Raw genomic sequence first — 26,167 nt, forward strand, 5'->3', positions numbered from 1 at the left:
ATCCTTTAATTAGAACGTATAATTAGAACGTATTCTTGTACTCTTCATCCTTCATGCTGTCTCTGCGTTGGCTGTACTCGCTCATCCCAGTCATGCACTCATGTACGCTTCTGGGGATTTGCTCGCTTGCCGTCTTGATGCAACTTGAATGATTTTGCATATAGAGGATGGAACGTCACCCTCATTTTATTTCTGCTACGACTTTACCAAGATTACGCTGATTTTTGCTTGCGCTGAACTGTCATATTTCTAGAACAACTTTGTCACAAAATCGTCACTAAGGCTTCTTATACTTCCTGCAAGTTTGAAGTGAATTTTTATCCCCTAAATAGCTGAAGTTACGTTAAGTCTGCAGCGAGCAGAGCGAAAGCTGGCGCACCTTCAACGATGGCGGGAATAAATAGAGTATTTATTTACAAGGAGATAGTGAAGTGGCCTCTAAGAAAATTTTCCCGTTGTCTTTGGTTAGTCTAATGATGTTGATTCCTCCGTCCCATGCGGCGAATCCTCCGATTGCTGATTTATCGGCGCGTGCCGCTCAGGGAGATATCACCCAGTTTGGTGGCGCTCGCCGTATGACTCAGGATCAAACCACCGCGCTGATCGCTTCGCTTAGTAATAAAACGGCCAAGAATGTGATTTTGCTTATCGGCGACGGTATGGGGGATTCTGAAATTACCTCTGCGCGTAACTATGCCGAAGGCGCTGGTGGACAATTCAAGGGCATAGATGCTTTGCCGCTGACGGGGCAATATACGCATTATTCTCTGGATAAGAAGACGCATAAACCGGACTATGTCACGGATTCTGCCGCGTCAGCCACCGCGTGGAGCACTGGCGTGAAGACCTATAACGGTGCGTTAGCCGTAGATGTTAATGGCAAATCCCATCGCACTTTGTTGGAAATTGCCAAAGCGGCGGGTAAAGCAACAGGTAACGTTTCTACGGCTGAATTGCAGGATGCAACACCGGCTGCGCAGGCATCACATGTGACTTTGCGTAAGTGTTATGGACCCAGTAAAACGTTGGAACTGTGCCCAGGCAATGCGCTTGAGAACGGCGGCGAGGGCTCTATCACCGAGCAGTTATTAAAGACACGTGCTGATGTTACGCTGGGCGGCGGTGCTAAAACGTTCTCTGAAACGGCAAATGCGGGTGATTGGAAAGGTAAAACCCTGATGCAGCAGGCCGAAGGGTCCGGTTATCAAGTGGTGACGGATTTGGACGGCCTGAATAAAATCAGTGTCGCAAACCAACAAAAACCGGTGTTAGGGCTGTTTGCTGAGGGGAATATGCCGGTGCGTTGGCAGGGGCCTAAAGCCACTTATCACGGTAATCTGGACAATCCACCGGTGAGCTGTACCGTCAATCCAGAGCGTAGCGCGTCGACTCCCACGCTGGCACAGATGACAGAAAAAGCGATCTCACTATTGGAGAAGAATAAAAACGGTTTCTTCTTGCAGGTAGAAGGCGCATCCATTGATAAACAGGATCATGCTGCCAACCCCTGTGGCCAATTTGGCGAAACGGTCGATTTAGATGAGGCGGTGCAAAAGGCGTTGGATTTTGCACGTAAAGACGGCAATACGTTAGTGATCGTTACCGCTGACCATGCGCATTCCAGCCAAATTATTGCACCGGAGAGCAAAGCGCCGGGATTGACTCAGGTACTCACCACTAAAGATGGTGCCGTCATGGCAATTAGCTATGGCAACTCCGAAGAAGAATCACAAGAGCACACCGGGTCACAGCTTCGCATTGCAGCCTATGGCCCTCATGCGGGCAATGTCGTCGGGCTAACGGATCAAACCGATTTGTTCTTCACCATGCGTGATGCGATGGCGCTGAAGTGATGGTGTTACCGCTGATAGAGCTAATGTGATAAGTGTTTGTCCATATGAGACAAAAAACCAGATGCTATATGCATCTGGTTTTTTTATGTATAGACCCTACCTAAAATAGATAGGCGTTTTTATAAAGTAACGCTGAGGTATTTATTCATTGCATGATATGTTTTAGCTCTTAGTATTTCCTAAATAGTGTTTGTATTCAGAATTATCACATGAAAGAAAATAGCCCAGTAGATGGAAAAGCCTATATTGAGGGTGACGTAGAAGAACATCTCCGGTTTTATCGGCTATGTGGAATTATGGCTGCAGCAACCGCCGTATTTATTACCTTGCTAATGGTGTTGCTTTTCCCAGAAAGCATGTATGAAAAATCCTATCGTATTGCCTGCATTGTGTTTGGCCCCGTCACGTTAGTTTTAATCCTTGGAATGTTTAAATATCCAGTGGCCTGTAGCTGGATATTATTTGTCACTTTTCATTCTATGTTGTTGTACGCCTTTTTTGATGGAACAACCTTTAACCTCGTTATTGCTACGTTGTTTTCCTTATTCTTTTTATTAGGCGCGGTCGCGATGACGCAATTTTCTTTCGGGGCAGCACGACCGTTTTGGTTGGCGCAAAGAGGTTGGAAACCGATAACGTCACTCTGTCTGCTGTCGGTATTGGTGACGCTTATCAGCAGCGGCTATGCCCTGCGCTGGATAGAGTTGAAAAAAGAAGATCCTTTGCAGTGGATTGAGTATCGGCGCGAAATGTTAAATCGTTATGTGAATGCAACGCCGCAAGACGATCTTCAAGACAGCACGTTTAAATTACGCCGCGTTAGACTCGAAGGAAAAACGCTGGTGTTTGTTTTTCGCGTATTGCCTCAACAAGACCAGATCGTTGAAGTGGCGTTAGCTGAACATACGAAAGAACATTTTGCATCTCATTGTCGTGAGAAAGGGATACGTGAGTACAACATGAAGGTCATGTACGTTTATCACGTGGGGCAGTTAGAGCATATCTTTGTGATGGATAAAAAAGATTGCGATAAGACCTGAATCGTCGATAGCAAAAAGGAGAACCGAGGTTCTCCTTTTCAATTTTAGATAATGACTGAGATATTATTCGTTGGTTTTCTCTTTCTTGCTACGCAGTAGGTTCAGGGCTTCTACCGTCATAGAGAAGAACATCGCAAAGTAGATATAACCTTTCGGCACATGTATGCCAAAACTTTCTAAGATCAGCGTAAAGCCAACTAGGATGAGGAACGACAGCGCCAGCATTTTGACCGATGGATGACGTGCGACAAACTCACCAATCGGGCGCGCCGCAAACATCATGACCCCAACCGCAATCACCACGGCCGCCATCATAATAAACAGATGGTCAGATAGACCAACGGCGGTGATGACCGAATCCAGACTGAAGATAATATCCAGCAGCATAATTTGGACAATGGCGCCCAAAAATGAGTGTACGTTGCTGGTCATATCTTCACCACCGCCTTCGATGGTTTCGTGGATCTCTTTTATTGCCTTGTAAATAAGGAACAGCCCACCGAGCAATAAGATGAGATCGCGGGTAGAAACTGGGTGATCAAGCAGGGTAAATAACGGATGAGTCAGACGAATTACCCAAGCAATAGAAGCCAATAGGCATAAACGCATTCCCATCGCTGCTAACAAACCGATTCGACGGGCTTTATTCTGTTGAGCTTTAGGAAGTTTAGCGACAACCAGAGACAAGAAAATGATGTTATCAATGCCGAGAACAATTTCTAGAATAGTCAGCGTTCCTAGGGCTAACCAGGCATTGGGATCCACAATCCATTCAAACATGACGAAATACTACCTAAATAAACGTTAAACAAGGATTATACGCCTTCTTGAGACTTCAGGGAGCCTTAGGACGTACTGAAATTCATTGCGAGCGGTCAGAATCAGAGTAAAAAGTGCCGTGCGAGAAGGGCTGCGGTGAAGTTTTTCTTCAGGTAAAAACCACGGGGTAAGGTGTGAATCGGTTCACCATGCTCGCCAGTGGCTTCGGTTAGCGCGCGGCTATTTGCCGCCTTTGGACGAATTTGCAGCACTTCGCCGTGGCGAGCGGTAATACGCTCAACTTTCCCCAGTACGATCATATCCATCAATTCTTCCCAATCGCGTTTAAGTTGCTCGTCTTCTTCTGCACTGGGTGTCCAGAGTAGGGGGCTACCGACTCGGCGCTGCTCTAATGGGATTTGGCGCTCGCCTTCAACGGGTATCCACAACACACGTTGGAGTTTATGGCGTACGTGGCTGGACTCCCAAGTAATGCCGCTATTTCCCGTCAAGGGGGCGACACACACGAAAGTGGTTTCTAGCGGCTTTCCGCTTCTATCAATAGGGATGGTTTTTAACTCTACGCCGATTTCAGGGAAATCCTGCTCAGGTTTGCTGCCTGCGCTGGCGCCAAGGTAAAGCTCCAGCAACATGCCGACCCAACCTTTGTCGCGTTTGAGATCCCGTGGAATAGCCACGGCGGCCTTAGACGCCAATTCACCCAGAGTATAACCGGCCAATGACTGGGCTCGATTTAACAGTTGTTGCACATTTTCGGGAGCGGCGGTTGGTAGTTGAGGCGTTGTCATCATTGAAGTTTCATGCGTTTTGTACAGAACTCACTGTGTGGTTAAAAAACACACAGCTCGCTGTGGGTAAATATCGACGCGGAGTGAATAACGTCGAGCCAGAAATAATACCATGATTCATAAAAGAAAATATCTCAAAAATAGTTTTTACGGCAATTTCTAAAATTTGTTGTGCAAGACTAGACACCGACAATGAACAGGATGTTACACCTATTTATCCACAGATTTTTGGGATAACCCATTTATTTACCGATCACTGGTTTGATTTACAGGCTTGACGTAGGGGTTTTTTTGGGAAATTGACGCCTCAGTGTGCAAGTTTTGAGAATAAGCTGTGGATAAAATCGCCATTGGACGATCTTTAAACAAGCTAAGATCCAAAGCGTGCATAGATCACATTTCTACGCATCAGTGATAGGATTATCTATGTCTATTTGACTGATATATAAGATTAATGTCAGGATGTGTAAAGTCGGTGTTTTAGAGCTATCCAAAGGTTTACACCCTTTCCCCTGAAGTTCTACACAAATATATCCACAGAAAAAGTGAATAAAAACGACTTTGGGCACCGGGTAATGTTTATAACTATGGTTGAATCTGTGAGTTATCCCAATGTTATCCGTTTTTTACCCGATTTCATGCGGTGGTTTACCGCCACTGGGGAGTGTGAAACAATCACTCTATCTTGCGAATTTGCTATTGAGGTAGTCCAGTGATCGATGATGATGGCTACCGCCCAAACGTGGGTATCGTAATCTGTAATCGGCAGGGGCAAGTTCTTTGGGCCCGTCGCTTTGGTCAGAATTCTTGGCAGTTTCCTCAAGGGGGAATCAATCCCGGAGAAACCGCCGAGCAGGCGATGTACCGCGAACTGTTTGAGGAAGTGGGGTTGGGGCGAAAAGATGTCAAAATTCTTGCATCAACCCGCAACTGGTTACGCTATAAATTACCTAAACGTTTGGTGCGTTGGGATACGAAGCCGGTATGTATCGGCCAGAAGCAGCGTTGGTTTTTGTTACAGCTCATGTGCAATGAGTCTGAAATCAACATGCAACGGAGTAGTACGCCTGAATTTGACGGCTGGCGCTGGGTCAGTTTTTGGTATCCGGTGCGTCAGGTTGTCTCATTTAAACGCGATGTATATCGTCGGGTGATGAAAGAATTCTCACCTGTGGTCATGCCATTGCAGGAAGTGACCCCGCCAACGGCGCGGACTTCTCCTGCTTATCGCCGTAAAAGAGGTTAAGTGGCTTTAATCATGCTCACGCGTTTGCGGGAAATAGTAGAGAAGGTGGCTGCGGCCGCAAGCTTAACTGACGCACTGGAAGTGCTCGTTAACGAAACCTGTCAGGCAATGGACACTGAAGTGTGTTCCATTTATTTGGCTGACAACGATCGTCAATGCTATTACCTGATGGCGACACGCGGTTTGAAAAAACCGCGTGGGCGTGTGGTTACGCTGGCTTTCGACGAAGGAATTGTCGGGCTAGTTGGGCGTTTGGCTGAGCCGATTAACTTGGCTGATGCGCCGAGCCATCCAAGTTTCAAATATGTGCCAAAGGTAAAAGAAGAGCGCTACCGTGCTTTTCTTGGTGTACCTATTATTTATCGCCGCCAACTGTTGGGCGTTCTTGCCGTGCAGCAGCGTGAATCTCGTCAGTTCAATGAAACTGAAGAGTCATTCTTAGTGACGCTCGCAACGCAGTTAGCAGGGATCCTCTCGCAGGCACAGCTTAACGGCCTGTTTGGGCGCCTACGGCAAAATAGGATCCGAGCGATCGCCGCATCGCCGGGGATCGCCGTCGGTGAAGGGTGGATGGATGTTAGTCAGCCGTCACTCGAGCAGGTTTTTCAAGCCTCTACGCTAGATAGCGCAAGTGAACGTGAGCGTATGACGCAGGCGTTGGAAGATGCCGCCGCCGAGTTTCGCCGCTTCAGCAAACGTTTTACGGCAAATTCCCAGAAAGATAGCGCAGCGATTTTCGATCTTTACTCTCACCTGATCAACGACGCTAGACTGAAACGTGAGTTGATGAATGAGATCGATGCCGGATCCGTTGCCGAGTGGGCCGTGAAGCAGGTCATCGAGCGTTTTGCTGAACAGTTCGCCAATCTACAAGATCCTTATATGCGCGAGCGAGCGAGCGATCTGCGTGCGCTGGGGCAACGTCTGCTCTTCCATCTCGATGATAATGCTACGGGCATCAACCAATGGCCTGAGCGCTTCATCTTGGTTGCTGATGAACTCACGGCCACTATTTTGGCCGAGGTTCCTCAAGAACGTATGCTGGGCGTCGTAGTGCGTGACGGTGCGGCCAACTCGCATGCGGCAATTTTAGTGCGCGCGATGGGCGTACCTACGGTAATGGGGGCCGATATTCAGCCGACGTTGCTGCATGAGCGTCAGCTGATTGTCGATGGTTACCGCGGCGAAGTGTTAGTCGCTCCCGATCCTGTGTTGGTACATGAATATCAGCGCTTGGTGAATGAAGAGATTGTGCTAAGCAAGATGGCGGAAGACGACGCCGAAAAACCAGCCCAATTGAAAAGTGGTGAACGTGTACAGGTGATGCTTAATGCGGGCCTCAGCGCCGAGCATGAACAGCGGCAAGATAGCCGAGTGGATGGCGTTGGGCTGTACCGCACTGAAATTCCGTTTATGTTGCAAAGCGGTTTCCCTTCTGAAGAAGAGCAGGTGGCTCAGTATCAGGGAATGCTGCAGATCAATCCAAATAAGCCAGTCACGCTGCGAACGTTGGATATTGGTGCCGATAAGCAATTACCTTATATGCCGATTAGCGAAGAGAACCCAAGTCTTGGCTGGCGTGGTATTCGGATCACGCTCGATCAACCTGAGATCTTCTTGGTTCAGGTTCGAGCCATGTTGCGAGCCAATGCGGCAAGCGGCAACTTAAATATTCTTCTGCCGATGGTGACCAGCCTGAGCGAAGTGGATGAGGCGAAACGACTGATTGAACGCGCAGGGCGGGAAGTTGAAGAGATGATTGGCTATGCACTGCCCAAGCCGCGCATTGGCGTAATGCTGGAAGTGCCGTCGCTGATTTTTCTACTGCCATTTTTGGCTGAGCGCGTGGATTTCATTTCCGTTGGGACGAACGATTTAACGCAGTACCTGTTAGCGGTCGATCGGAATAACACCCGCGTCGCTTCACTCTATGACAGCTTACATCCCGCAATGTTGCGCGTATTGCAGCAGGTGGTTCAGGAGTGTGATCGCTTGAATCTACCGATTAGCGTATGTGGGGAAATGGCGGGAGATCCGATGGGAGCGCTATTGCTGGTGGGGATGGGATATCGCAATCTCAGCATGAACGGCCATAGCGTTCCACGTATTAAATACCTGCTGCGAACTATTGAGCTCGAAGATGCAAGCTTCCTAGCTCAGCGTGTATTGGAAAGCCAAATGTCGACGGAAGTTCGTCATCTCACCGCCGCCTTTATGGAGCGCCGTGGGCTTGGCGGCTTAATTCGTGGTGGTTTGTAATTTTTTTGTTTTGTTTTCCATCTCTTGATAATGATTAATCCTAAACTATTCACAATAAAGAGGTCTTGTTATCCGCATTTACTAAAGAGAAACCTGTATTACGCAGTAATTTTCCCTCTAGTGTGGAGTCTCGCTAAAAGTTGTGGGATGATTGTGCGGTTTTTCAGGGGGCGTGAATGGGTAAATTAACGCTATTATTATTGATACTGTTAGGCTGGTTGCAATATTCATTGTGGATTGGCAAAAACGGTATCCATGATTATGTGCGCGTAAAAGAAGATGTTGCGGCTCAGCAAGCTAATAATGGCAAGCTGAAATCTCGCAACGATCAGCTATTTGCTGAAATTGATGATCTAAATGGTGGGCAAGAAGCCATTGAGGAACGCGCACGTAACGAACTTGGTATGATAAAACCTGGCGAAACATTCTATCGTCTGGTGCCTGATCAGTCGAAACGCAATGGTGGTACGACTCAGTCTTCGCCAATGCCTTCGTCCTCATCGTCTACAGCACGAAATTAGCCCCCGTCAGTAGTATCTGCCAATGGTGCCTGTCAGCGATAACGTTGAGCCTGATTTAATGCATATGCGTTTCATGACACTGGCTTAAACAGTTCGAATCCTAATATTAATAACTACAAGCCAAAATGTATGAGTGCTCCTGACGAATCACCACTCTTTCCTGTCGTCGCCGTTGTGCCAGCCGCGGGTGTTGGCAGCCGGATGCGCTCGACCTGCCCAAAGCAATATTTGTCTATCGATAGTAAAACGATCCTCGAACATTCGGTGGCGGCGTTATTACGTCATGCCGATGTTGAGCGGGTGGTTGTATCCATAAGTCCTGATGACGGCTATTTCTACAATTTACCGCTGGCAAAAGATCCGCGTGTGCAGGTGGTATACGGCGGTGCGCAGCGTGCAGATTCGGTTTTTGCTGGTCTAAAAGCGGCGACAGATGCGCATTGGGTGTTAGTGCATGACGCCGCCCGCCCCTGTTTGCATCAAGACGATCTCAGCAATTTGCTGGCCCTGCGCCACACATCTAAAGTTGGTGGGATCCTCGCAGCCCCCGTTCGCGATACCATGAAACGAGCGGAAGCGGGGATCAACAGTATTGCGCATACGGTCGATCGCGAAGCGCTATGGCATGCGTTGACTCCCCAGTTCTTTCCTCGTGAGTTGCTGATGATGTGTCTGGAACGTGCGCTTAATGAAGGCGCTAACGTGACGGATGAGGCATCAGCGTTGGAGTATTGCGGCTATCATCCCCTGTTGGTGTCTGGCCGTTCTGATAATATCAAGGTCACAAGGCCTGAAGATTTTGCGTTAGCTCAGTTTTATCTGTCGCAGCGCACGTAGTCTTTTCTGCGTTGATATGTACCTCTTTGTTTTACTCTTTTTCGTTTTAACACAGCCTCCAAAGGAGAATGCTTGATGAGAATTGGCCACGGTTTTGATGTTCATAAATTTGGTGGCGAAGGCCCTCTGATCATTGGCGGCGTGCGTATTCCTTACGAGTTTGGTTTGCTTGCGCATTCAGACGGTGACGTGGCGCTCCATGCCGCAACCGATGCGTTGTTAGGAGCCGCTGCGCTGGGCGATATTGGCAAACTGTTCCCCGATACCGATCCCGCGTTTAAAGGTGCTGACAGTCGTGCGTTGCTACGCGAAGCTTATCGTCTCATCCGCGCCAAGGGATACCGCTTAGGTAACCTCGATATCACTATTATCGCTCAGGCACCGAAGATGGCTCCGCATATTCCTCAAATGCGCGTTAACTTAGCCGAAGATCTCGAGTGTCATATGGATGATGTTAACGTCAAAGCGACGACAACAGAGAAATTAGGCTTCACCGGTCGTGGCGAAGGTATTGCCTGCGAAGCGGTTGCATTGTTGATTAAGGAGTAACGCGTGGATTTTGATGCACTCCATTATCTGCATGGGCGTCCTCAGGGCACCGGTGTTCTTAAGGCTTTCCCTGAGGATTTCTTCGTCTCTGAAGATTTGGGGTTTGAACCGGATGGCGAAGGCGAACATCTCCTAGTGCGTATTCGCAAGGAAGGCTGCAATACACAGTTCGTTGCCGATAACCTCGCACGTTTCGCAAAAATTCCCCAACGTTCGGTCAGCTACGCGGGATTAAAAGACCGTCATGCGGTAACCGAACAGTGGTTTTGTCTGCATCTGCCAGGGAAAGAGTCACCCGATCTCAGCCAGTTTATTTTGGAAGGTTGCCAAGTGGTTCGCAGCGCGCGCCATTTGCGTAAACTGCGAATTGGTACGTTGAAAGGCAACACTTTCCGCTTGGTACTACGCCATATCACTGACCGTGACGACGTTGAGCAGCGCTTACAGGCGATTGCGACAGAAGGCGCGCCAAACTATTTCGGTGCTCAACGTTTTGGCCGTGGCGGAAATAACCTGATTCAGGCGGCCAAGTGGTCGCGTGGCGAAATTCAGGTCAGAGAGCGAGCCAAACGCAGTTTCTATCTTTCTGCTGCACGTAGCGCTATGTTCAATCAAATAACGAATATGCGTTTGGCGCAGGGCTTGCAGCGTCAGGTGATGCTGGGTGATGCCATGCAGCTAACCGGTCGCGGCAGTTGGTTTGTCGCCAATGCCGAAGAGTTAGAAAGCCTACAGCAGCGAACTGACGGCGGTGAGCTACAGATTACGGCAGCGTTGCCGGGAGATAACGATCTCGGTACGCGCGATTTAGCCGCCGAATTTGAGCAGCAAGCCATTGCTGACTATGCCGATTTACTGGCATTGGTTAAGCGTGAACGAGTGGAATCTGCGCGCCGGGCAATGCTGGTGAAACCACAGGAGATGAGCTGGTCTTGGTGGGACGATGCGACGGTAGAAGTTGAGTTCGCACTTCCAGCAGGCAGTTTTGCGACCAGTATTGTGCGTGAGTTATTCAATCAGGAAAACCCAAATGCGGATCTTGCTGAGTAACGATGACGGCGTAATGGCTCCGGGCATTCAAACGTTGGCTGCAGCGCTACGTGAGTTTGCTCAGGTACAGGTTGTGGCGCCCAATCGTAATCGCAGCGCCTCATCAAACGCGCTGACGCTTGAATCGCCATTGCGTATTGAGACGCTGGCGAATGGGGATATCAGCGTGATTGACGGTACGCCAACCGACTGTGTTTACCTTGGTGTTAATGCACTGATGCGGCCGCACCCCGAGATTGTCGTTTCTGGCATTAATGCGGGACCCAATTTGGGCGACGATGTGATTTACTCCGGTACCGTCGCGGCGGCAATGGAAGGTCGTCACTTAGGTTTTCCTGCGCTGGCGGTTTCACTTGATGGTTTCCAGCACTATGATACTGCTGCACAGGTGACGTGCCGCTTGCTGAAAGCATTGGCACAATACCCGTTGCGTACGGGACGAATTTTGAATGTTAACGTTCCAGATTTACCACTGGAACAGGTTAAAGGCATTAAAGTGACGCGTTGTGGTAGTCGACACCCTGCTGATAAGGTGATTCATCAGCAGGATCCACGCGGGCGGGATCTGTACTGGATTGGGCCTCCGGGGGAAAAACAGGATGCTGGGCCAGATACTGATTTTGCCGCCGTGGAGCAAGGCTATGTCTCGATAACACCTTTGCAGGTGGATTTAACGGCATATCACGCGCAGGATTTGCTTTCTTCGTGGCTTGAACAGACTAAGGTCGGTGAGGAATGGTAGATAGACGTGTGCTGACCTTATTGCAGCAGTTGATGCAGCAAGGGATCGGTGATGAGCGAGTGCTAAAGGCGTTAGCCGAAGTACCGCGTGAAAAATTCATTGATGAGGCCATGTCTCACAAGGCCTACGATAATACGGCCTTACCTATAGGTTTGGGGCAGACTATTTCGCAGCCTTATATGGTGGCGCGAATGACCGAGCTATTACGTGTGGGGCCAGAGGCTAAAGTGCTAGAGATTGGCACCGGGTCGGGGTATCAAACCGCGGTGTTAGCACACCTTGTTCAACATGTTTTCTCGGTTGAGCGGATTAAAAGCCTGCAATGGCAGGCGAAAAGACGCCTCAAACAGTTGGATTTACACAATGTTTCAACGCGTCACGGTGACGGCTGGCAGGGTTGGGCGTCGCGTGGGCCGTTTGATGCGATTATTGTGACCGCGGCACCGCCTGAAATTCCAGAAGCATTGTTAGCGCAGTTGGCTGACGGTGGGCGTTTAGTTCTGCCCGTCGGCGAGTTTGATAAAACCCAGCATCTGCGCTGTGTGCAGCGTCGTGGTAATGATTTCTTGGTGGAGTCTATCGAACCGGTAAGATTTGTTCCTTTAGTTCAGGGAGAATTAGCCTGATTTTTCAGCTAACTGCTAAGCTATATCCAAAATGATTGGCGTTGTGTGACTGAAGGTTCTGACCTTTGAATAACGCTCGTGCTGGCTCTTCAGGGAATGTCCTTTAAATAGAGATAGCCCCGAGAGATAGGGCGAATAGTGAGCGTAACCAGCGACGATATAGCTTTAAGTATGAAGGGTATAATTCTGTAAAAGGATTATTCTTACTGATTCGTATTTGACCCGCACTCTGCTTTTAGTGTCCAATTCATTACTTCTTGTCGTATATGGCTGGAAACTAAATGCAGCAGGCGAGACTCTATAGAGGAGTCTTACCTGATTTTTATCTTATTTGATGTTTTTCGCTAACCCTATGGTTGGGTTAGTCGGTTCAGAGCACGTGATGCTCTTATTACTTGTGGCGGTTGCTCCTCGTAATGTAGACGTATAAGAGACTGAATATGTTGGATATCGCTGATTTTGCTGTCGTGGGGGAAGCATAAGCATGGGAAGCACGATGATAAAGTGGCGCCAAGTCGCGGCGTGTACTTTGATAACTTTGTGGTTAGCGGGTTGTACGTCAGACAATAGCTCTGCACCAATAAGCTCCGTAAATGGAGGTGGTAATGACCGCATGCTGTCGAACGCCGGAAATAATAATGGCGGGGCACAAACAGGCGACGGTGGTCGTATCATATACAATCGCAGTTATCAGAATATTCCGAAGGGAAGCTATAACGGCGGCACTTATACCGTAAAACGTGGTGATACATTATTTTATATCGCGTGGATTTCGGGGAACGATTTCCGCGATCTTGCAGAGAAAAACAACATTCCAGCCCCGTACAGCCTCAATGTTGGCCAAACTATTAAATTAGATGCCAATAGCAATAGTGGCGGAATGCTTGCAGCTAACGACGGAACGAGTGGCGTGCCAACTCAGCCGTCAAGTGGTCAAATTAAGAGCACAGGTGTTGATTCTCAATCAACCACAGCGTATTCTGATAATTCGGGTAAACAGAATGTTGGCAAAATGTTGCCGGCATCGACAGCGACGGCAACGACGACTGCCGCAGCAACAGTTCCGAACTCGTCAGCCAGTAGCGTAAGCAGTAGTGCTCCAGTTGGAACCTGGCGCTGGCCTACTGACGGTAAAATTATCGACAACTTCTCTTCTGCCGAAGGTGGAAACAAGGGGGTTGATATCGCGGGTTCACGCGGCCAGTCGGTGGTCGCCACGGCTGATGGCCGTGTGGTATACGCCGGCAACGCCCTGCGTGGTTACGGAAATCTGATCATCATTAAACACAATGATGACTACCTGAGCGCCTACGCCCATAACGACACGATGCTGGTCCGGGAACAACAAGAGGTTAAGGCGGGTCAAAAAATTGCAACCATGGGGAGCACCGGAACCAGCTCAGTAAGATTGCACTTTGAAATTCGTTACAAGGGGAAATCCGTAAACCCGCTGCGCTACTTGCCGCAGCGATAGTCGGGGCAGAATCGCCGTATTCTGCCCGCAATATCACGGGTAGGGTACAGCTATGAGCCAGAATACGCTGAAAGTTAACGAGTTAAATGAAGAAGTAGACTTCGATGAGAACGGGGAAGAAGCGTTTGACGAGAAGGTACTCGTTGAAGAACCCACCGAGGTTGACTCATCCGATGAATTGATGGCACAGGCCGTTTCGCAACGTGTTCTTGATGCTACTCAGCTTTATCTGGGTGAAATCGGTTATTCTCCGCTGCTAACTGCAGAAGAAGAAGTCTTTTTTGCACGACGGGCGCTGCGTGGTGACGACGCGTCTCGTCGTAGAATGATCGAAAGTAACCTGCGTCTGGTGGTGAAAATCGCCCGTCGTTACAGCAATCGTGGTCTTGCATTATTAGATCTGATTGAAGAAGGCAATTTAGGTTTAATTCGGGCGGTTGAAAAGTTCGATCCTGAACGCGGCTTCCGTTTTTCAACCTACGCCACATGGTGGATCCGCCAAACTATTGAGCGGGCTATCATGAATCAGACGCGAACCATTCGTTTGCCGATTCATATTGTCAAAGAGTTGAACGTTTATCTGCGTACCGCACGTGAACTTTCACACAAACTGGATCATGAACCGAGCGCGGAAGAGATTGCTGAACAGCTGGATCGTCCGGTCACAGACGTTAGCCGTATGCTACGTTTGAATGAACGAATCACTTCAGTGGATACCCCGCTGGGAGGTGATTCGGAAAAAGCCTTGCTGGACATTCTCACCGATGAGAATGAAAGCGGCCCGGAAGACACCACGCAAAGCGATGACATGAAGCAGAGTATTGTTAAGTGGTTATTTGAGCTTAACGCCAAGCAGCGCGAAGTATTAGCGCGTCGTTTTGGTCTGCTGGGTTATGAAGCCGCTACGCTGGAAGACGTTGGGCGTGAAATAGGGTTAACCCGTGAGCGCGTGCGTCAAATTCAGGTTGAAGGCTTACGCCGCCTACGCGAAATACTGCAAGGTCAAGGTCTTAGCATTGAGGCGCTGTTCAGGGAATAAAGGTTTTCATCATTGTTCTTTGAATGAGTCAGGTTTTCGAAACCGCGTAAAATAAAAAGGTGAAGCTTAGCGGCTTCACCTTTTTTACATTTAAGGGCGAATGATTACATCATCCCTTTCAAACGATATAGCCAGTCTAATGCCTGACGAGGTGTCAGCGCATCAGGGTCGAGCGCTTCTAATGCATCTACGGCTGGTGAAGATTCTGGCTCTGCCAATAGTTGAAGCTGCGAACCATCAATTTGGCTATTGCCGGTTTGCGCCGACAGTGTTTCTAACTCTTTGAGCTTTTGGCGTGCTCGTTTAATCACGTCGCGCGGCACACCGGCCAGTGCGGCAACGGCTAAGCCGTAACTTTTGCTGGCTGCGCCATCTTGTACGCTGTGCATAAAGGCGATGGTATCACCGTGCTCTAATGCATCCAGATGCACGTTGTATACGCCTTCAAGTTTTTCTGGCAGCGTAGTTAATTCGAAATAATGGGTGGCAAATAGCGTCATGGCTTTGATGCGGCTAGCCAGATTTTCAGCGCAGGCCCACGCGAGCGATAATCCATCATAGGTCGATGTACCACGACCAATCTCATCCATTAGCACCAGACTATTTTCGGTAGCGTTGTGCAGAATATTGGCTGTTTCGGTCATTTCAACCATGAATGTAGAGCGGCCTGAAGCCAAGTCATCCGCCGCACCAACGCGGGTGAAGATGCGATCGACGGGGCCTATAACCGCTTTTTCGGCAGGGACAAAGCTACCAATATGCGCCATTAGCACGATTAACGCAGCTTGGCGCATATAGGTGCTTTTACCGCCCATGTTCGGACCGGTGATGACCAACATGCGACGCTGTGGGGAGAGCGACAGCGGGTTTGCGATGAAAGGCTCTTTCAGCACCTGTTCAACGACCGGATGGCGGCCACCCACGATTTTGATTCCCGCTTTATCGCTCAGCTCTGGGCGTACATAGTTGAGTGTGTCTGCACGCTCAGCCAAGTTGCTCAGCACATCCAGCTCCGCCAGCGCAGTGGCACTCTGTTGTAGGTCAGCCAGATGCGGCAACAGCAAATCGAACAGTTCTTCATACAAACGTTTTTCTAACGCCAGCGCTTTGCCTTTAGAGGTCAGAACTTTATCTTCATACTCTTTTAGCTCGGGAATAATATAGCGCTCGGCATTTTTTAGCGTTTGACGGCGCACGTAGTGAATAGGCACTAAATGGCTCTGGCCGCGACTGACCTGAATGTAATAACCATGCACGCCGTTGAAGCCAACTTTCAGCGTGTCTAATCCCAGCTTCTCGCGCTCGCGAATTTCAAGTCGATCCAGATAGTCGGTAGCGCCGTCGGCGAGAGCGCGCCACTCGTCTAGTTCATCATTATAGCCTGGCGCAATAACGCCACCGTCACGCACCAGTACCGGAGGTGTTTCAACCACGGCTCGCTCTAATAGTTCGCGTAGTTCTTCAAACTGACCAGCATGTTCGGCCAGTTTTGCGATATGCGGTGTAGCATGGCCGCCGATAAGCGCCTGAATTTCAGGCAGCTGCTGGAACGCGTAACGCATGCGTGCAAGATCGCGTGGGCGGGCGGTTCGTAGAGCCAAGCGTGCGAGAATACGCTCAAGATCGCCGACCTGCCGAAGAAGCGGTTGTAGATCATCCACTAATGGCTGAAGTGCTTCAATTGCCTGCTGGCGATTATTCAGCGCTTTGTGGTCGCGACTGGGCATATGTACCCAGCGTTTTAGCATACGGCTGCCCATCGGTGTTACGGTGCAGTCCAGAATGGCGGCTAGCGTGTTTTCTACCCCGCCGGACAGATTCTGTGTGAGCTCTAAATTACGACGTGTGGCGGCATCCATGATGATACCGTCCTGCTGGCGCTCGATAGTAATCCCGCGGATATGGGGTAGCGTCGTACGCTGCGTGTCTTTGACATATTGCAGCAGACAACCGGCGGCACGCAGCGCCTGAGTCGCTTGTTCTACGCCAAAGCCGTTAAGGTCGCGGGTACCGAATTGCAGGTTAAGCTGCTGGCGAGCGGTATCGAGTTCAAACTCCCATAATGGCCGACGGCGCAAACCACGACGATTTTCAATGAGCGCCATGGAGGCGAAATCTTCCGGGTACAGCAGCTCAGCAGGGTTAGTTCGTTGCAGTTCGGCCGCCATTGTTTCAAGATCGGCGGGTTCCGCAACGCGAAAACGCCCAGAGCTGATATCGAGCGTCGCAAACCCAAAGCCACGAGCGTCCTGCCAAATGGCAGCCAGTAGGTTGTCTTGACGTTCTTTGAGTAACGCTTCATCACTGATGGTGCCTGGTGTGACGATGCGGACAACCTTACGCTCTACGGGACCCTTGGTAGTGGCTGGATCGCCAATCTGTTCACAGATCGCGACAGATTCGCCAAGCTGCACCAGCTTAGCGAGATAGTTCTCCACTGCGTGATGTGGAATACCCGCCATCGGAATGGGCTCACCGGCGGAAGCACCACGTTTGGTGAGAGAGATATCCATGAGCTGGGATGCACGTTTGGCATCATCGTAAAAGAGCTCGTAGAAGTCGCCCATGCGGTAAAATAACAGGATATCTGGATGCTGAGCTTTCAGCTTAAGATATTGCTGCATCATGGGGGTATGTGAGTCTAGGTTTTTCATGTCGCTCATAGAATTTCTATATCTAATATGTTGAATTCAAAGATAGTCGTGGTTTTTTGGGTTCTGATTAAGCACCACGAAACCGTTCGGTTAACTGCTGTGTTTGGAACGGGTTTTTATGCCGCTATACTAACGTAGCGACTAGCAAACTGACATAGCTAATATCTGGAAGTGCTTCGCAAATACTGCATGTATATATGCCGCGCTATACACGTATACGGCGAAAAGACGGGGACGTTTAATATTGAGACACCTGAGATTCCAGTTTGCACCCTCCAGACAACGCGCTAACATATTGATCACTTTTTCTTGCATTGCTATGGATATTCGATGCGTTATTTAACCGCGCTGCTGCCTATTGTTGTTTTGCTATCTGCTTGTAGTAGCAAACCGAAACCGTCTAACGACGTGACTGAAACTACTCCTCCGGTTGCGAAGGGCGGCTTTTTGCTTGAGCCTTCTCATTCAGGCCAAGTACAGCTGGGTGATTTTGCCTACGATCCAGCAATGAATCGTTTCGTCGACAAAATGGTCAGCGAGCATGGTTTTGATCGTCAGCAATTGCATGACGTATTGGCTCAGACCAAGCGTCTGGATTATGTATTGAATCTCATGGATCGTCAGGCACCGACCACACGCCCACCTTCGGGGCCAAACGGCGCGTGGCTGCGTTATCGCGGTAAATTCATCACGCCTGATAACGTGCAAAATGGCGTAGTATTCTGGAATCAATACCAAAATGCGTTACAGCGTGCACAACAAGTTTATGGCGTACCACCAGAAATCATTGTGGGTATCATTGGCGTCGAAACTCGCTGGGGCCGCGTTATGGGAAAAACCCGTATTATTGACGCCTTGGCGACACTGTCGTTTGCCTATCCACGCCGTGCTGAATACTTCTCTGGTGAGCTGGAAACCTTCTTATTAATGGCACGAGAAGAAGGCGATGATCCTCTCAGCCTAAAAGGATCGTTTGCGGGCGCTATGGGATACGGGCAGTTTATGCCGTCATCCTTTAAAAGCTATGCGGTCGATTTCAACGGTGACGGACACATTAATCTGTGGGATCCGGAAGACGCTATTGGCAGCGTCGCAAATTACTTCAAAGCGCATGGCTGGCAGTCGGGTAAAAAAGTTGCCGTCCCGGCAAACGGACAAGCTCCATCGTTAGAGAACGGTTTCAAAACCAACTATACGATTTCTGCCTTGGCGGAAGCGGGGCTGAGTCCACAGAGCTCATTAGATGGCTATCAGCAGGCTAGTCTGTTGCGGCTTGATATGGGGACGGGCTACCAATATTGGTACGGTTTACCGAATTTCTATACGATCACTCGTTATAACCACAGCACCCATTATGCAATGGCTGTGTGGCAGCTAGGTGAGGCTGCACGTCAAGGCAGCGTATTCCAGAACTGACCTTTTATCGTCTCTCCCTATTGGGAGAGACGTCTTTCTTTGTTTGTACTTCTTAATAATAGACTTATTTCTATTATCATTATTTTAAATAACGATTAGGATTTTTCTTTGCTCGGCGGTGAGGTGTTGATTTTAGCTATTTAAATATAAATAATAGCGCCCCCAAAATGACAACCATTACTAGCATCGCAATTGATAGTAAAACGATTTGAGTTTATATGTCTGTTTATTATCAGCATAAACAATATCCATTTAATGGAGCTTATTTATGAAATTACGCTGCCAAGAATGCTGCGCAGTTGTGCTGACAACACAAAATACCGAAATCTGTATTAATAACGAAAAGATCACTGACGTTAAGGCAAATAGTCTTATTTTACTTCCTTGTGAAAATAATCCGATCGAAATTAATCACTTTGATAACCAATGTGTGACATACATTGGTCGAGAGACGATAAATAATTATCTCACCTTCCTGAAAAGAGATATTAGTAAAGTTTGCCATGAGGCTAGGCGCTCACCTGATTATTTCGTTGAGCCATGCCGTGCGCCTAAGATTTTTGCAGAAGCGGCGCGTCTGTCCCAGCAAGAAGACTTAGATGATATTAGCCGAGTACGTAAAAACTCGCTGATCTTCACTGTACTCTCCGTTTTTCTCGCTCATCGTCGCTTCCTGCCTTTCCTGATTAAAGTGAGCCAAAATGAGGTGAGAACGCAGGTGTATACCATGATTCAGAGCAATATCTCTAAAGAATGGTCGCTTGGTTCGATTGCTAGTTCTTTATGTATGAGCGCTAGCGTTTTAAAAAAACGTTTGCGTGAGGAAAATACAAGCTATACCCAAATTATTACCGACTGCCGGATGCGTTTTGCTGCTGAACAATTGACTATTTATCATCAGAGTATCACTCAGGTATCGGCACTGTGTGGTTATAGCAGTACATCTTATTTTATTTCTGTGTTCAAAAAATACTACGGCACTACACCGTTAAGCTACATAAGAAAATATTCCTCTAAAATGCAAGGCTAGTCATTTAAGCTAATTTTTGACGATACTTATTCATCCCTTCGATTGTAAGTCTATGTTTATTTATCGAAGGGACTCTCCATTTTTATATTGACTGTAAATAACACGCCGGATGTTTTTCAAGAGTGTCTGATATCTCAATATTAAGATCTATTACCTGCATTGTTTATCATGATTAAATTATAATAACTTTCACATTACTTCTTAATTTATCCAATGAGGCGAGTGGCTGAGGTAAGGCCGCAGGTAGGCGGCATTATTCTTAAACGCCATTTTGTTGCAGAAAGCAATATCATCGCAGAGGCGTTGCTGTATCAGATCGATCCTGTGTCTTATCACGCTAACTATGGAATCCCCTACGCATTTTCAGTTTTTCCCACCGCACATCTGAGCACATTTTTCGAAGGAAAGTGCTAATATCAAAAACCGATTCTCACCGTACAAAGGAATAATACATGACGGACGATGTGTTACTTGAATTGAGCGTGACGCTGGGGGAGCGCCTAAAGGGAATCGGTGCTACGTTGACCTGCGCCGAGTCTTGTACCGGCGGATTAATCGCTAAAGCGATTACGGATATCAGCGGCAGTTCTTCCTATTTTGAGCGCGGTTACGTCACCTACAGCAATGAGGCTAAGCACGAGATGCTGGGCGTCACTCATGAATCATTACAGCTTTATGGTGCGGTCAGTGAAGCCGTGGTGAATGAGATGGCGCAGGGGGCATTGAAAGTGGCTCATGCCGACTTTGCTATTTCTGTCAGCGGAATTGCGGGGCCAGACGGTGGTTCGGCGGCTAAGCCTGTGGGAACCGTTTGGTTCGGTTTTGCGGCGAAAGACGGGCGTGCTTACGCTATTCGCCAATATTTCCCCGGTGGACGTTTACAGGTGCGTCAGCTGGCGGCAGAGTTTGCTCTTCGTGTGTTAATTGAAAAATTTCTTTAATCACACTTGATACTGTATGACTATACAGTATAATCAACACCAATTTCAGGTTCGCTATGCATGGAGTAACAGATGGACGAGAACAAACAAAGGGCTCTAGCCGCTGCGTTAGGCCAGATTGAAAAGCAGTTTGGTAAAGGTTCTATTATGCGTCTTGGTGATACCCAGACGTTGGATATTGATTCTGTATCTACAGGTTCTCTGAGTCTGGACGTTGCTCTGGGCATTGGCGGTTTGCCGATGGGGCGTGTGGTTGAAATCTTTGGCCCAGAATCCTCCGGTAAAACGACGCTGACTCTGTCTGTGATCGCCAGCGCTCAGGCCGCCGGTAAAACCTGTGCGTTTATCGATGCCGAGCATGCGTTAGACCCAATCTACGCAGGTAAATTAGGGGTTCAAGTAGACGATCTTCTAATCTCTCAGCCAGATACCGGTGAGCAAGCGTTAGAAATCTGTGACGCTCTGGTTCGTTCCGGCGCGGTTGATGTCATCGTCGTTGACTCCGTAGCGGCGCTGACGCCTAAAGCAGAAATCGAAGGCGAGATGGGCGACTCCCATGTGGGTTTGCAGGCGCGTTTGATGTCTCAAGCGCTGCGTAAACTGACCGCTAACATCAAAAATGCAAACTGCTTGGTGATTTTCATCAACCAGATCCGTATGAAGATCGGTGTGATGTTCGGTAACCCAGAAACGACTACCGGTGGTAATGCTCTGAAGTTTTACTCTTCTGTTCGTTTGGATATCCGTCGTATCGGCGCGATTAAAGACGGCGATGAAGTTGTGGGTAATGAAACCCGTGTGAAAGTGGTAAAAAACAAGGTAGCACCTCCATTCCGTCAGGCTGAGTTCCAGATCCTTTACGGTGCTGGTATCTCTAAAGAAAGCGAGCTGATCGATCTAGGTGTTAAACACAAGCTGGTAGATAAATCCGGTGCTTGGTATGCCTACAACGGTGACAAGATTGGTCAGGGTAAATCAAACTCCATGAAGTACCTGCAGGAAAACCCTGCAATTCGTGCCGAGTTAGATACTAAACTGCGTGAACTGTTGTTGAGCCATGCAGCGGCAGAGAATGCTAACCACAAGCCTTCTGCTGACGAAGAGCTGCTGGAAGACGACGCATAATCACGTGTTGTTTGAGAAAATATGCCGTACTCAACGGCATAAAGAACCGCCTCGAGGAACGAATTAGTGACTGAAACACTGAATCGGGCGATGCGGTTACTTGCTCAACGTGACCATAGCGAAACTGAATTGCGCCGCAAACTTGCGGCGCAAGACGTTTCTGAAGAAGACGTTGAACAAGCTATCGCCTATTGCCACGAACATCATTGGCTGGACGATCGCCGTTTTGCTGAACGTTATCTCGTGATGCGTAGCCAAAAAGGGTACGGCGTACAAAGAATTCAGCAAGAATTAGGAATGAAAGGCATTGCTCGCGATCTTATCCATGATGCTTTTGCGTCGTCAGATATCGATTGGTGTGCATTGGCGAAACAAACTGCGCATCGTAAGTTTGGTCAAACTCTCCCCGAAGAATGGAAAGAAAAAGCAAAGGTGCAGCGATTTTTATTGTACCGAGGCTTCTTTCAGGAAGAAATTTACGCTGTTTTCTCCAATTTGTCGGATTGAATGCACGCGGGATTTTACTTCGCAGTGAAGAAAATTTATCTTATTCCCACTTTATGTTTGTGTGCGACCGACTTGCAGTCAATTGCGAGAGGGTCTGTTCACTACAGTTCTTTTAGCCTGACTCCGGGACAATTATGAGCAAGAGTACCGCTGAGATCCGTCAAGCGTTTCTCGATTTCTACCATAGTAAAGGGCACCAGATAGTAGAGAGTAGCTCTCTGGTTCCGAACAACGATCCAACGTTGTTGTTCACTAACGCAGGTATGAATCAATTCAAGGATGTATTCCTCGGCATCGATAAACGCAGCTACAGCCGCGCGACAACGTCTCAACGTTGTGTTCGTGCGGGTGGTAAACATAACGATTTGGAAAACGTCGGGTATACCGCGCGTCACCATACTTTCTTCGAAATGCTGGGTAACTTCAGCTTCGGCGACTATTTCAAGCATGATGCAATTCAGTTTGCATGGGAATTGCTGACCGGTGAAAACTGGTTCAATTTGCCGAAAGAAAAGCTGTGGGTGACCGTTTACGAAACCGACGACGAAGCCTTCAATATCTGGGCTGACGAAGTGGGTGTTCCACGTGAGCGTATTATTCGTATCGGCGATAACAAAGGTGCACCGTTTGCTTCAGATAACTTCTGGCAAATGGGGGATACCGGTCCTTGTGGTCCATGCACCGAGATTTTCTACGATCACGGTGACCATATCTGGGGTGGACCTCCAGGAAGCGCTGAAGAAGATGGCGATCGCTACATTGAGATCTGGAACATCGTCTTCATGCAGTTCAATCGCCAGTCAGATGGCACAATGTTGCCACTGCCTAAGCCGTCAGTTGATACCGGCATGGGATTGGAGCGTATTGCTGCTGTGCTGCAACACGTTAATTCTAACTATGATATCGACTTGTTCCGCACGCTGATTGCCGCTACGGCAAAAGTGACCGGTGCTACCGATCTGTCTAGCAAATCGTTGCGCGTCATTGCCGACCATATTCGCTCCTGTGCGTTCTTGGTTTCTGACGGCGTACTGCCATCTAACGAAGGTCGTGGTTATGTGCTACGTCGTATCATCCGTCGCGCTGTGCGCCACGGTAATATGGTGGGCGCAAAAGAGACCTTCTTCTACAAGCTGGTTGCACCGTTAATCGAAGTGATGGGCCCAGCCGCCGATGAATTGAAGCGCCAGCAGTCAATGGTTGAACAGGTTCTGAAAACTGAGGAAGAGCAGTTTGCTCGTACTCTGGAGCGTGGTTTGGCGCTGTTGGACGATGAACTGTCCAAACTGAGCGGCGATATGCTGGATGGAGAAACGGCTTTCCGTCTGTATGACACCTATGGTTTCCCTCTGGATTTGACCGCTGACGTATGCCGTGAGCGTAATCTGAAAGTGGATGAAATCGGCTTTGAGCGTGCAATGGAAGAGCAGCGTCGTCGTGCGCGTGAGTCTAGCGGTTTTGGCGCTGACTATAACAGCATGATCCGCGTCGATGGTGCCTCTAAGTTCTCTGGCTACGACCATAACCAGCAGCGTTCCAGCGTTACCGCGCTGTTCCGAGATGGTCAGGCCGTTGACGTTCTGAATGCGGGCGAAGAAGGCGTAGTTGTTCTGAACGAAACGCCGTTCTATGCAGAATCAGGCGGTCAGGTTGGCGATAAAGGCGAATTGACCGCACAGGGCGTAAGTTTTGTTGTGACCGACACCCAAAAATATGGTCAAGCAATTGGTCATCAGGGCAAAGTTGCACAGGGCTCTGTGAAGGTGGGAGATAGCGTTGAGGCCACTATCGACGAAGCTCGTCGCAGTCGCATCCGTTTGAACCATTCTGCGACTCATTTGCTGCACGCTGCGCTGCGTCAGGTGCTGGGCGATCATGTCTCGCAAAAAGGCTCTCTGGTGAGCGATCGCAACCTGCGTTTCGACTTCTCTCATTTTGAAGCGATGAAACCTGAGCAAATTCGTCAGGTAGAAGATATCGTCAACGCGCAAGTTCGTCGTAATTTGCCAATCGAAACTAACATCATGGATCTCGAAGACGCGAAAGCGAAGGGTGCAATGGCGTTGTTCGGTGAGAAATACGATGAAAGCGTTCGCGTGCTGAGTATGGGTGATTTCTCAACTGAGCTTTGTGGCGGTACTCATGCGCGTCAGACCGGCGATATCGGCTTGTTCCGTATCACGTCTGAAGCGGGTACTGCGGCTGGCGTGCGTCGTATCGAAGCCGTAACCGGTGAAGGCGCAATTGCGGTTATGCATCAGGATGCCGATGCTCTACGTGAAGCGGCATCGTTAGTGAAGAGCGATGCTCACAGCGTCGCGGAAAAAATCCGCGCGGTGATGGATAAAACACGTCAGTTGGAAAAAGAGCTACAGCAGCTTAAAGATCAGCAGGCTGCACAGGAGAGTGCTTCACTTTCTAGCAAAGCCGTTGATGTGAAGGGCGTGAAGCTGTTAGTGAGTCAACTGGACAACGTTGAAGCCAAAATGCTGCGTACCATGGTTGATGATCTGAAGAACCAGCTTGGCTCAGGCGTAGTGGTTCTGGCGACGACTGCGGAAGGCAAGGTGAGCTTGGTTGCTGGCGTGACCAAAGATCTGACCGATAAGGTGAAAGCTGGCGAGCTGATCGGTATGGTTGCCCAGCAGGTCGGTGGTAAGGGCGGTGGTCGTCCTGATATGGCGATGGCTGGCGGTAGTGACGCAGCAGCATTACCTCAGGCTCTGGCTGGCGTCGAAGCTTGGGTTGCCGATAAGCTGTAATTTAGGATCGCTTGATAAACAAACGCCATATCTTATTGTCAGGTATGGCGTTTTTTGTTTTTTAGTTAACACGCTTGTTATAAAAATTACTACGGTGTATACCATTTGGACTAAACTTGTACATACAGTGTGGTTCAGCCTAATCTGCTTACACATTATGAACTTGTTATAGGTTACGTTTTCACAATAGATGATGGATAATGGCGGGGAAACTGAGAGACCCGACTCTAATTAATCTTTCAAGGAGCAAAGAATGCTAATTTTGACTCGTCGAGTGGGTGAAACCCTCATGATTGGTGATGAGGTAACGGTCACTGTATTAGGTGTTAAAGGAAACCAGGTTCGCATCGGGGTTAATGCTCCGAAAGAGGTTTCTGTCCATCGTGAAGAGATTTACCAACGTATTCAGGCTGAAAAGTCTCAACAGACGACTTACTAATCCTAGTGTAGCGTCCCGTGTTTATGCGGGGCGCTAACGCTACCCCGACTATCTTCGCAGTAAATTCTGTCTCTCTTCGTATTTTTTCTCCCACTTTCTGTTTTGCCACTGCCAGATCCGCTCACGTTTACTTTTTTCTGCCGATACCATGACTGGGTTTTGTGGTTTTATATCCCCATTTCGTGATTATTAAATCAACAGCTTGCCTTAAAATCGTGCTTTTTGACTGTGTTTTACACAAACGAATCAGAGTCTCGAAAAAATGTTTGACTTATAAACCCCAGAAAGTAATATGTGCGCCACGCAGTGCCGATGAGCTTAAACAAAGTTAGTCAGCACGGATCGAAAGATATGCGTAAGGTGAGGTGGCCGAGAGGCTGAAGGCGCTCCCCTGCTAAGGGAGTATGCGGTCAAAAGCTGCATCCGGGGTTCGAATCCCCGCCTCACCGCCATTTTGCACCCATAGCTCAGCTGGATAGAGTACTCGGC

22 protein-coding genes, 1 tRNA gene and 1 pseudogene are annotated in these 26,167 nt (G+C 48.7%); 21 read left to right on the forward strand and 3 right to left on the reverse strand.

Annotated elements, in window-relative coordinates; translation table 11 throughout:
- Nucleotides 1-473: 473 nt before the first annotated feature.
- Nucleotides 474-1,853: an alkaline phosphatase gene (gene phoA / locus HMPREF3091_RS05515; protein ID WP_070714701.1), complete on the forward strand. Its 1,380-nt coding sequence runs from the start codon at nt 474-476 to the stop codon at nt 1,851-1,853.
- 209 nt (nt 1,854-2,062) lie between these two features.
- Complete coding sequence (locus HMPREF3091_RS05520; RefSeq protein ID WP_004091649.1) at nt 2,063-2,893, forward strand: hypothetical protein; 831 nt, start codon at nt 2,063-2,065, stop codon at nt 2,891-2,893.
- A gap of 63 nt (nt 2,894-2,956) precedes the next feature.
- On the opposite strand, the gene HMPREF3091_RS05525 is transcribed toward HMPREF3091_RS05520, so the two are convergent.
- On the reverse strand, nt 2,957-3,673 hold the full coding sequence (locus HMPREF3091_RS05525; RefSeq protein ID WP_004091648.1) for a TerC family protein: 717 nt from the start codon (nt 3,671-3,673) through the stop codon (nt 2,957-2,959).
- Between the two features lie 101 nt (nt 3,674-3,774).
- A complete protein-coding gene (mutH, locus tag HMPREF3091_RS05530) occupies nt 3,775-4,461 on the reverse strand; it encodes a DNA mismatch repair endonuclease MutH (protein WP_096081187.1) in 687 nt (228 codons plus the stop codon).
- A gap of 712 nt (nt 4,462-5,173) precedes the next feature.
- Between mutH and rppH the strand changes: the two genes are divergently transcribed.
- The 10 genes from rppH (at nt 5,174) to rpoS (ending at nt 14,804) form a co-directional block, all read left to right on the forward strand.
- Nucleotides 5,174-5,707, forward strand: a complete 534-nt coding sequence (rppH, locus tag HMPREF3091_RS05535) for an RNA pyrophosphohydrolase (protein WP_004091644.1) — start codon at nt 5,174-5,176, stop codon at nt 5,705-5,707.
- 12 nt (nt 5,708-5,719) lie between these two features.
- The gene (gene ptsP, locus HMPREF3091_RS05540) at nt 5,720-7,966 is read left to right on the forward strand and encodes a phosphoenolpyruvate--protein phosphotransferase (protein ID WP_035503014.1); all 2,247 of its coding nucleotides are present in this window, start codon (nt 5,720-5,722) and stop codon (nt 7,964-7,966) included.
- Nucleotides 7,967-8,142: 176 nt separating this feature from the next.
- Nucleotides 8,143-8,487 carry a cell division protein FtsB gene (gene ftsB, locus HMPREF3091_RS05545; RefSeq protein WP_004091640.1) on the forward strand — a complete coding sequence of 115 codons (345 nt, stop codon included), beginning with the start codon at nt 8,143-8,145 and terminating at the stop codon, nt 8,485-8,487.
- Between the two features lie 129 nt (nt 8,488-8,616).
- Nucleotides 8,617-9,324 (forward strand): 2-C-methyl-D-erythritol 4-phosphate cytidylyltransferase, encoded by a 708-nt coding sequence (ispD, locus tag HMPREF3091_RS05550; protein ID WP_070714677.1) that lies wholly within the window; start codon nt 8,617-8,619, stop codon nt 9,322-9,324.
- 75 nt (nt 9,325-9,399) lie between these two features.
- Nucleotides 9,400-9,873 (forward strand): 2-C-methyl-D-erythritol 2,4-cyclodiphosphate synthase, encoded by a 474-nt coding sequence (gene ispF / locus HMPREF3091_RS05555; protein ID WP_004091628.1) that lies wholly within the window; start codon nt 9,400-9,402, stop codon nt 9,871-9,873.
- Between the two features lie 3 nt (nt 9,874-9,876).
- The gene (gene truD, locus HMPREF3091_RS05560; protein WP_070714679.1) at nt 9,877-10,923 is read left to right on the forward strand and encodes a tRNA pseudouridine(13) synthase TruD; all 1,047 of its coding nucleotides are present in this window, start codon (nt 9,877-9,879) and stop codon (nt 10,921-10,923) included.
- Nucleotides 10,904-11,665, forward strand: coding sequence for a 5'/3'-nucleotidase SurE (gene surE / locus HMPREF3091_RS05565; RefSeq protein ID WP_070714683.1), 762 nt, complete (start codon nt 10,904-10,906; stop codon nt 11,663-11,665). The genes truD and surE overlap by 20 nt, the downstream gene beginning before the upstream one ends.
- Complete coding sequence (locus HMPREF3091_RS05570; protein WP_004091619.1) at nt 11,659-12,291, forward strand: protein-L-isoaspartate(D-aspartate) O-methyltransferase; 633 nt, start codon at nt 11,659-11,661, stop codon at nt 12,289-12,291. Before surE ends, HMPREF3091_RS05570 begins: the two co-directional genes overlap by 7 nt.
- A gap of 496 nt (nt 12,292-12,787) precedes the next feature.
- On the forward strand, nt 12,788-13,765 hold the full coding sequence (gene nlpD / locus HMPREF3091_RS05575) for a murein hydrolase activator NlpD (protein ID WP_083321369.1): 978 nt from the start codon (nt 12,788-12,790) through the stop codon (nt 13,763-13,765).
- Nucleotides 13,766-13,817: 52 nt separating this feature from the next.
- Nucleotides 13,818-14,804, forward strand: coding sequence for an RNA polymerase sigma factor RpoS (gene rpoS / locus HMPREF3091_RS05580; protein ID WP_004091615.1), 987 nt, complete (start codon nt 13,818-13,820; stop codon nt 14,802-14,804).
- Between the two features lie 104 nt (nt 14,805-14,908).
- On the opposite strand, the gene mutS is transcribed toward rpoS, so the two are convergent.
- Nucleotides 14,909-17,467: a DNA mismatch repair protein MutS gene (gene mutS / locus HMPREF3091_RS05585; protein ID WP_070714686.1), complete on the reverse strand. Its 2,559-nt coding sequence runs from the start codon at nt 17,465-17,467 to the stop codon at nt 14,909-14,911.
- A gap of 321 nt (nt 17,468-17,788) precedes the next feature.
- Between mutS and mltB the strand changes: the two genes are divergently transcribed.
- The 9 genes and pseudogenes from mltB to HMPREF3091_RS05630 all read left to right on the forward strand — a co-directional run bounded on the left by mltB (nt 17,789) and on the right by HMPREF3091_RS05630 (nt 26,130).
- A complete protein-coding gene (gene mltB, locus HMPREF3091_RS05590; RefSeq protein ID WP_070714687.1) occupies nt 17,789-18,874 on the forward strand; it encodes a lytic murein transglycosylase B in 1,086 nt (361 codons plus the stop codon).
- Nucleotides 18,875-19,142: 268 nt separating this feature from the next.
- Nucleotides 19,143-19,904 (forward strand): AraC family transcriptional regulator, encoded by a 762-nt coding sequence (locus HMPREF3091_RS05595; protein WP_070714690.1) that lies wholly within the window; start codon nt 19,143-19,145, stop codon nt 19,902-19,904.
- A 219-nt stretch (nt 19,905-20,123) separates the two neighbouring features.
- Nucleotides 20,124-20,249: pseudogene (locus tag HMPREF3091_RS22840) on the forward strand (efflux transporter periplasmic adaptor subunit); the annotation flags it as partial.
- 107 nt (nt 20,250-20,356) lie between these two features.
- The gene (gene pncC / locus HMPREF3091_RS05605; RefSeq protein ID WP_070714694.1) at nt 20,357-20,845 is read left to right on the forward strand and encodes a nicotinamide-nucleotide amidase; all 489 of its coding nucleotides are present in this window, start codon (nt 20,357-20,359) and stop codon (nt 20,843-20,845) included.
- A gap of 72 nt (nt 20,846-20,917) precedes the next feature.
- Nucleotides 20,918-21,970: a recombinase RecA gene (recA, locus tag HMPREF3091_RS05610; protein WP_004091607.1), complete on the forward strand. Its 1,053-nt coding sequence runs from the start codon at nt 20,918-20,920 to the stop codon at nt 21,968-21,970.
- A gap of 66 nt (nt 21,971-22,036) precedes the next feature.
- Nucleotides 22,037-22,477, forward strand: coding sequence for a recombination regulator RecX (gene recX / locus HMPREF3091_RS05615; protein WP_070714696.1), 441 nt, complete (start codon nt 22,037-22,039; stop codon nt 22,475-22,477).
- A gap of 134 nt (nt 22,478-22,611) precedes the next feature.
- A complete protein-coding gene (gene alaS, locus HMPREF3091_RS05620) occupies nt 22,612-25,239 on the forward strand; it encodes an alanine--tRNA ligase (RefSeq protein ID WP_070714700.1) in 2,628 nt (875 codons plus the stop codon).
- Between the two features lie 253 nt (nt 25,240-25,492).
- Entirely contained in the window at nt 25,493-25,678 is a 186-nt protein-coding gene (csrA, locus tag HMPREF3091_RS05625; protein WP_004091602.1) for a carbon storage regulator CsrA, read from the forward strand.
- A gap of 359 nt (nt 25,679-26,037) precedes the next feature.
- Nucleotides 26,038-26,130 (forward strand) — tRNA-Ser (locus HMPREF3091_RS05630).
- Nucleotides 26,131-26,167 lie beyond the last annotated feature (37 nt).

The organism is Hafnia sp. HMSC23F03, assembly GCF_001816025.1.
Taxonomy (GTDB): domain Bacteria; phylum Pseudomonadota; class Gammaproteobacteria; order Enterobacterales; family Enterobacteriaceae; genus Hafnia; species Hafnia paralvei.

What these genes read in the sequence shown, in the direction of transcription:
- phoA (WP_070714701.1), top strand. Translation starts at nt 474, where the DNA reads ATGATGTTGATTCCTCCGTCCCATGCGGCGAATCCTCCGATTGCTGAT.
- HMPREF3091_RS05520 (WP_004091649.1), top strand. Translation starts at nt 2,063, where the DNA reads ATGAAAGAAAATAGCCCAGTAGATGGAAAAGCCTATATTGAGGGTGAC.
- HMPREF3091_RS05525 (WP_004091648.1), bottom strand. Translation starts at nt 3,673, where the DNA reads ATGTTTGAATGGATTGTGGATCCCAATGCCTGGTTAGCCCTAGGAACG.
- mutH (WP_096081187.1), bottom strand. Translation starts at nt 4,461, where the DNA reads ATGACAACGCCTCAACTACCAACCGCCGCTCCCGAAAATGTGCAACAA.
- ptsP (WP_035503014.1), top strand. Translation starts at nt 5,720, where the DNA reads ATGCTCACGCGTTTGCGGGAAATAGTAGAGAAGGTGGCTGCGGCCGCA.
- ftsB (WP_004091640.1), top strand. Translation starts at nt 8,143, where the DNA reads ATGGGTAAATTAACGCTATTATTATTGATACTGTTAGGCTGGTTGCAA.
- ispD (WP_070714677.1), top strand. Translation starts at nt 8,617, where the DNA reads ATGAGTGCTCCTGACGAATCACCACTCTTTCCTGTCGTCGCCGTTGTG.
- ispF (WP_004091628.1), top strand. Translation starts at nt 9,400, where the DNA reads ATGAGAATTGGCCACGGTTTTGATGTTCATAAATTTGGTGGCGAAGGC.
- surE (WP_070714683.1), top strand. Translation starts at nt 10,904, where the DNA reads ATGCGGATCTTGCTGAGTAACGATGACGGCGTAATGGCTCCGGGCATT.
- HMPREF3091_RS05570 (WP_004091619.1), top strand. Translation starts at nt 11,659, where the DNA reads ATGGTAGATAGACGTGTGCTGACCTTATTGCAGCAGTTGATGCAGCAA.
- nlpD (WP_083321369.1), top strand. Translation starts at nt 12,788, where the DNA reads ATGATAAAGTGGCGCCAAGTCGCGGCGTGTACTTTGATAACTTTGTGG.
- rpoS (WP_004091615.1), top strand. Translation starts at nt 13,818, where the DNA reads ATGAGCCAGAATACGCTGAAAGTTAACGAGTTAAATGAAGAAGTAGAC.
- mutS (WP_070714686.1), bottom strand. Translation starts at nt 17,467, where the DNA reads ATGAGCGACATGAAAAACCTAGACTCACATACCCCCATGATGCAGCAA.
- mltB (WP_070714687.1), top strand. Translation starts at nt 17,789, where the DNA reads ATGCGTTATTTAACCGCGCTGCTGCCTATTGTTGTTTTGCTATCTGCT.
- HMPREF3091_RS05595 (WP_070714690.1), top strand. Translation starts at nt 19,143, where the DNA reads ATGAAATTACGCTGCCAAGAATGCTGCGCAGTTGTGCTGACAACACAA.
- pncC (WP_070714694.1), top strand. Translation starts at nt 20,357, where the DNA reads ATGACGGACGATGTGTTACTTGAATTGAGCGTGACGCTGGGGGAGCGC.
- recA (WP_004091607.1), top strand. Translation starts at nt 20,918, where the DNA reads ATGGACGAGAACAAACAAAGGGCTCTAGCCGCTGCGTTAGGCCAGATT.
- alaS (WP_070714700.1), top strand. Translation starts at nt 22,612, where the DNA reads ATGAGCAAGAGTACCGCTGAGATCCGTCAAGCGTTTCTCGATTTCTAC.
- csrA (WP_004091602.1), top strand. Translation starts at nt 25,493, where the DNA reads ATGCTAATTTTGACTCGTCGAGTGGGTGAAACCCTCATGATTGGTGAT.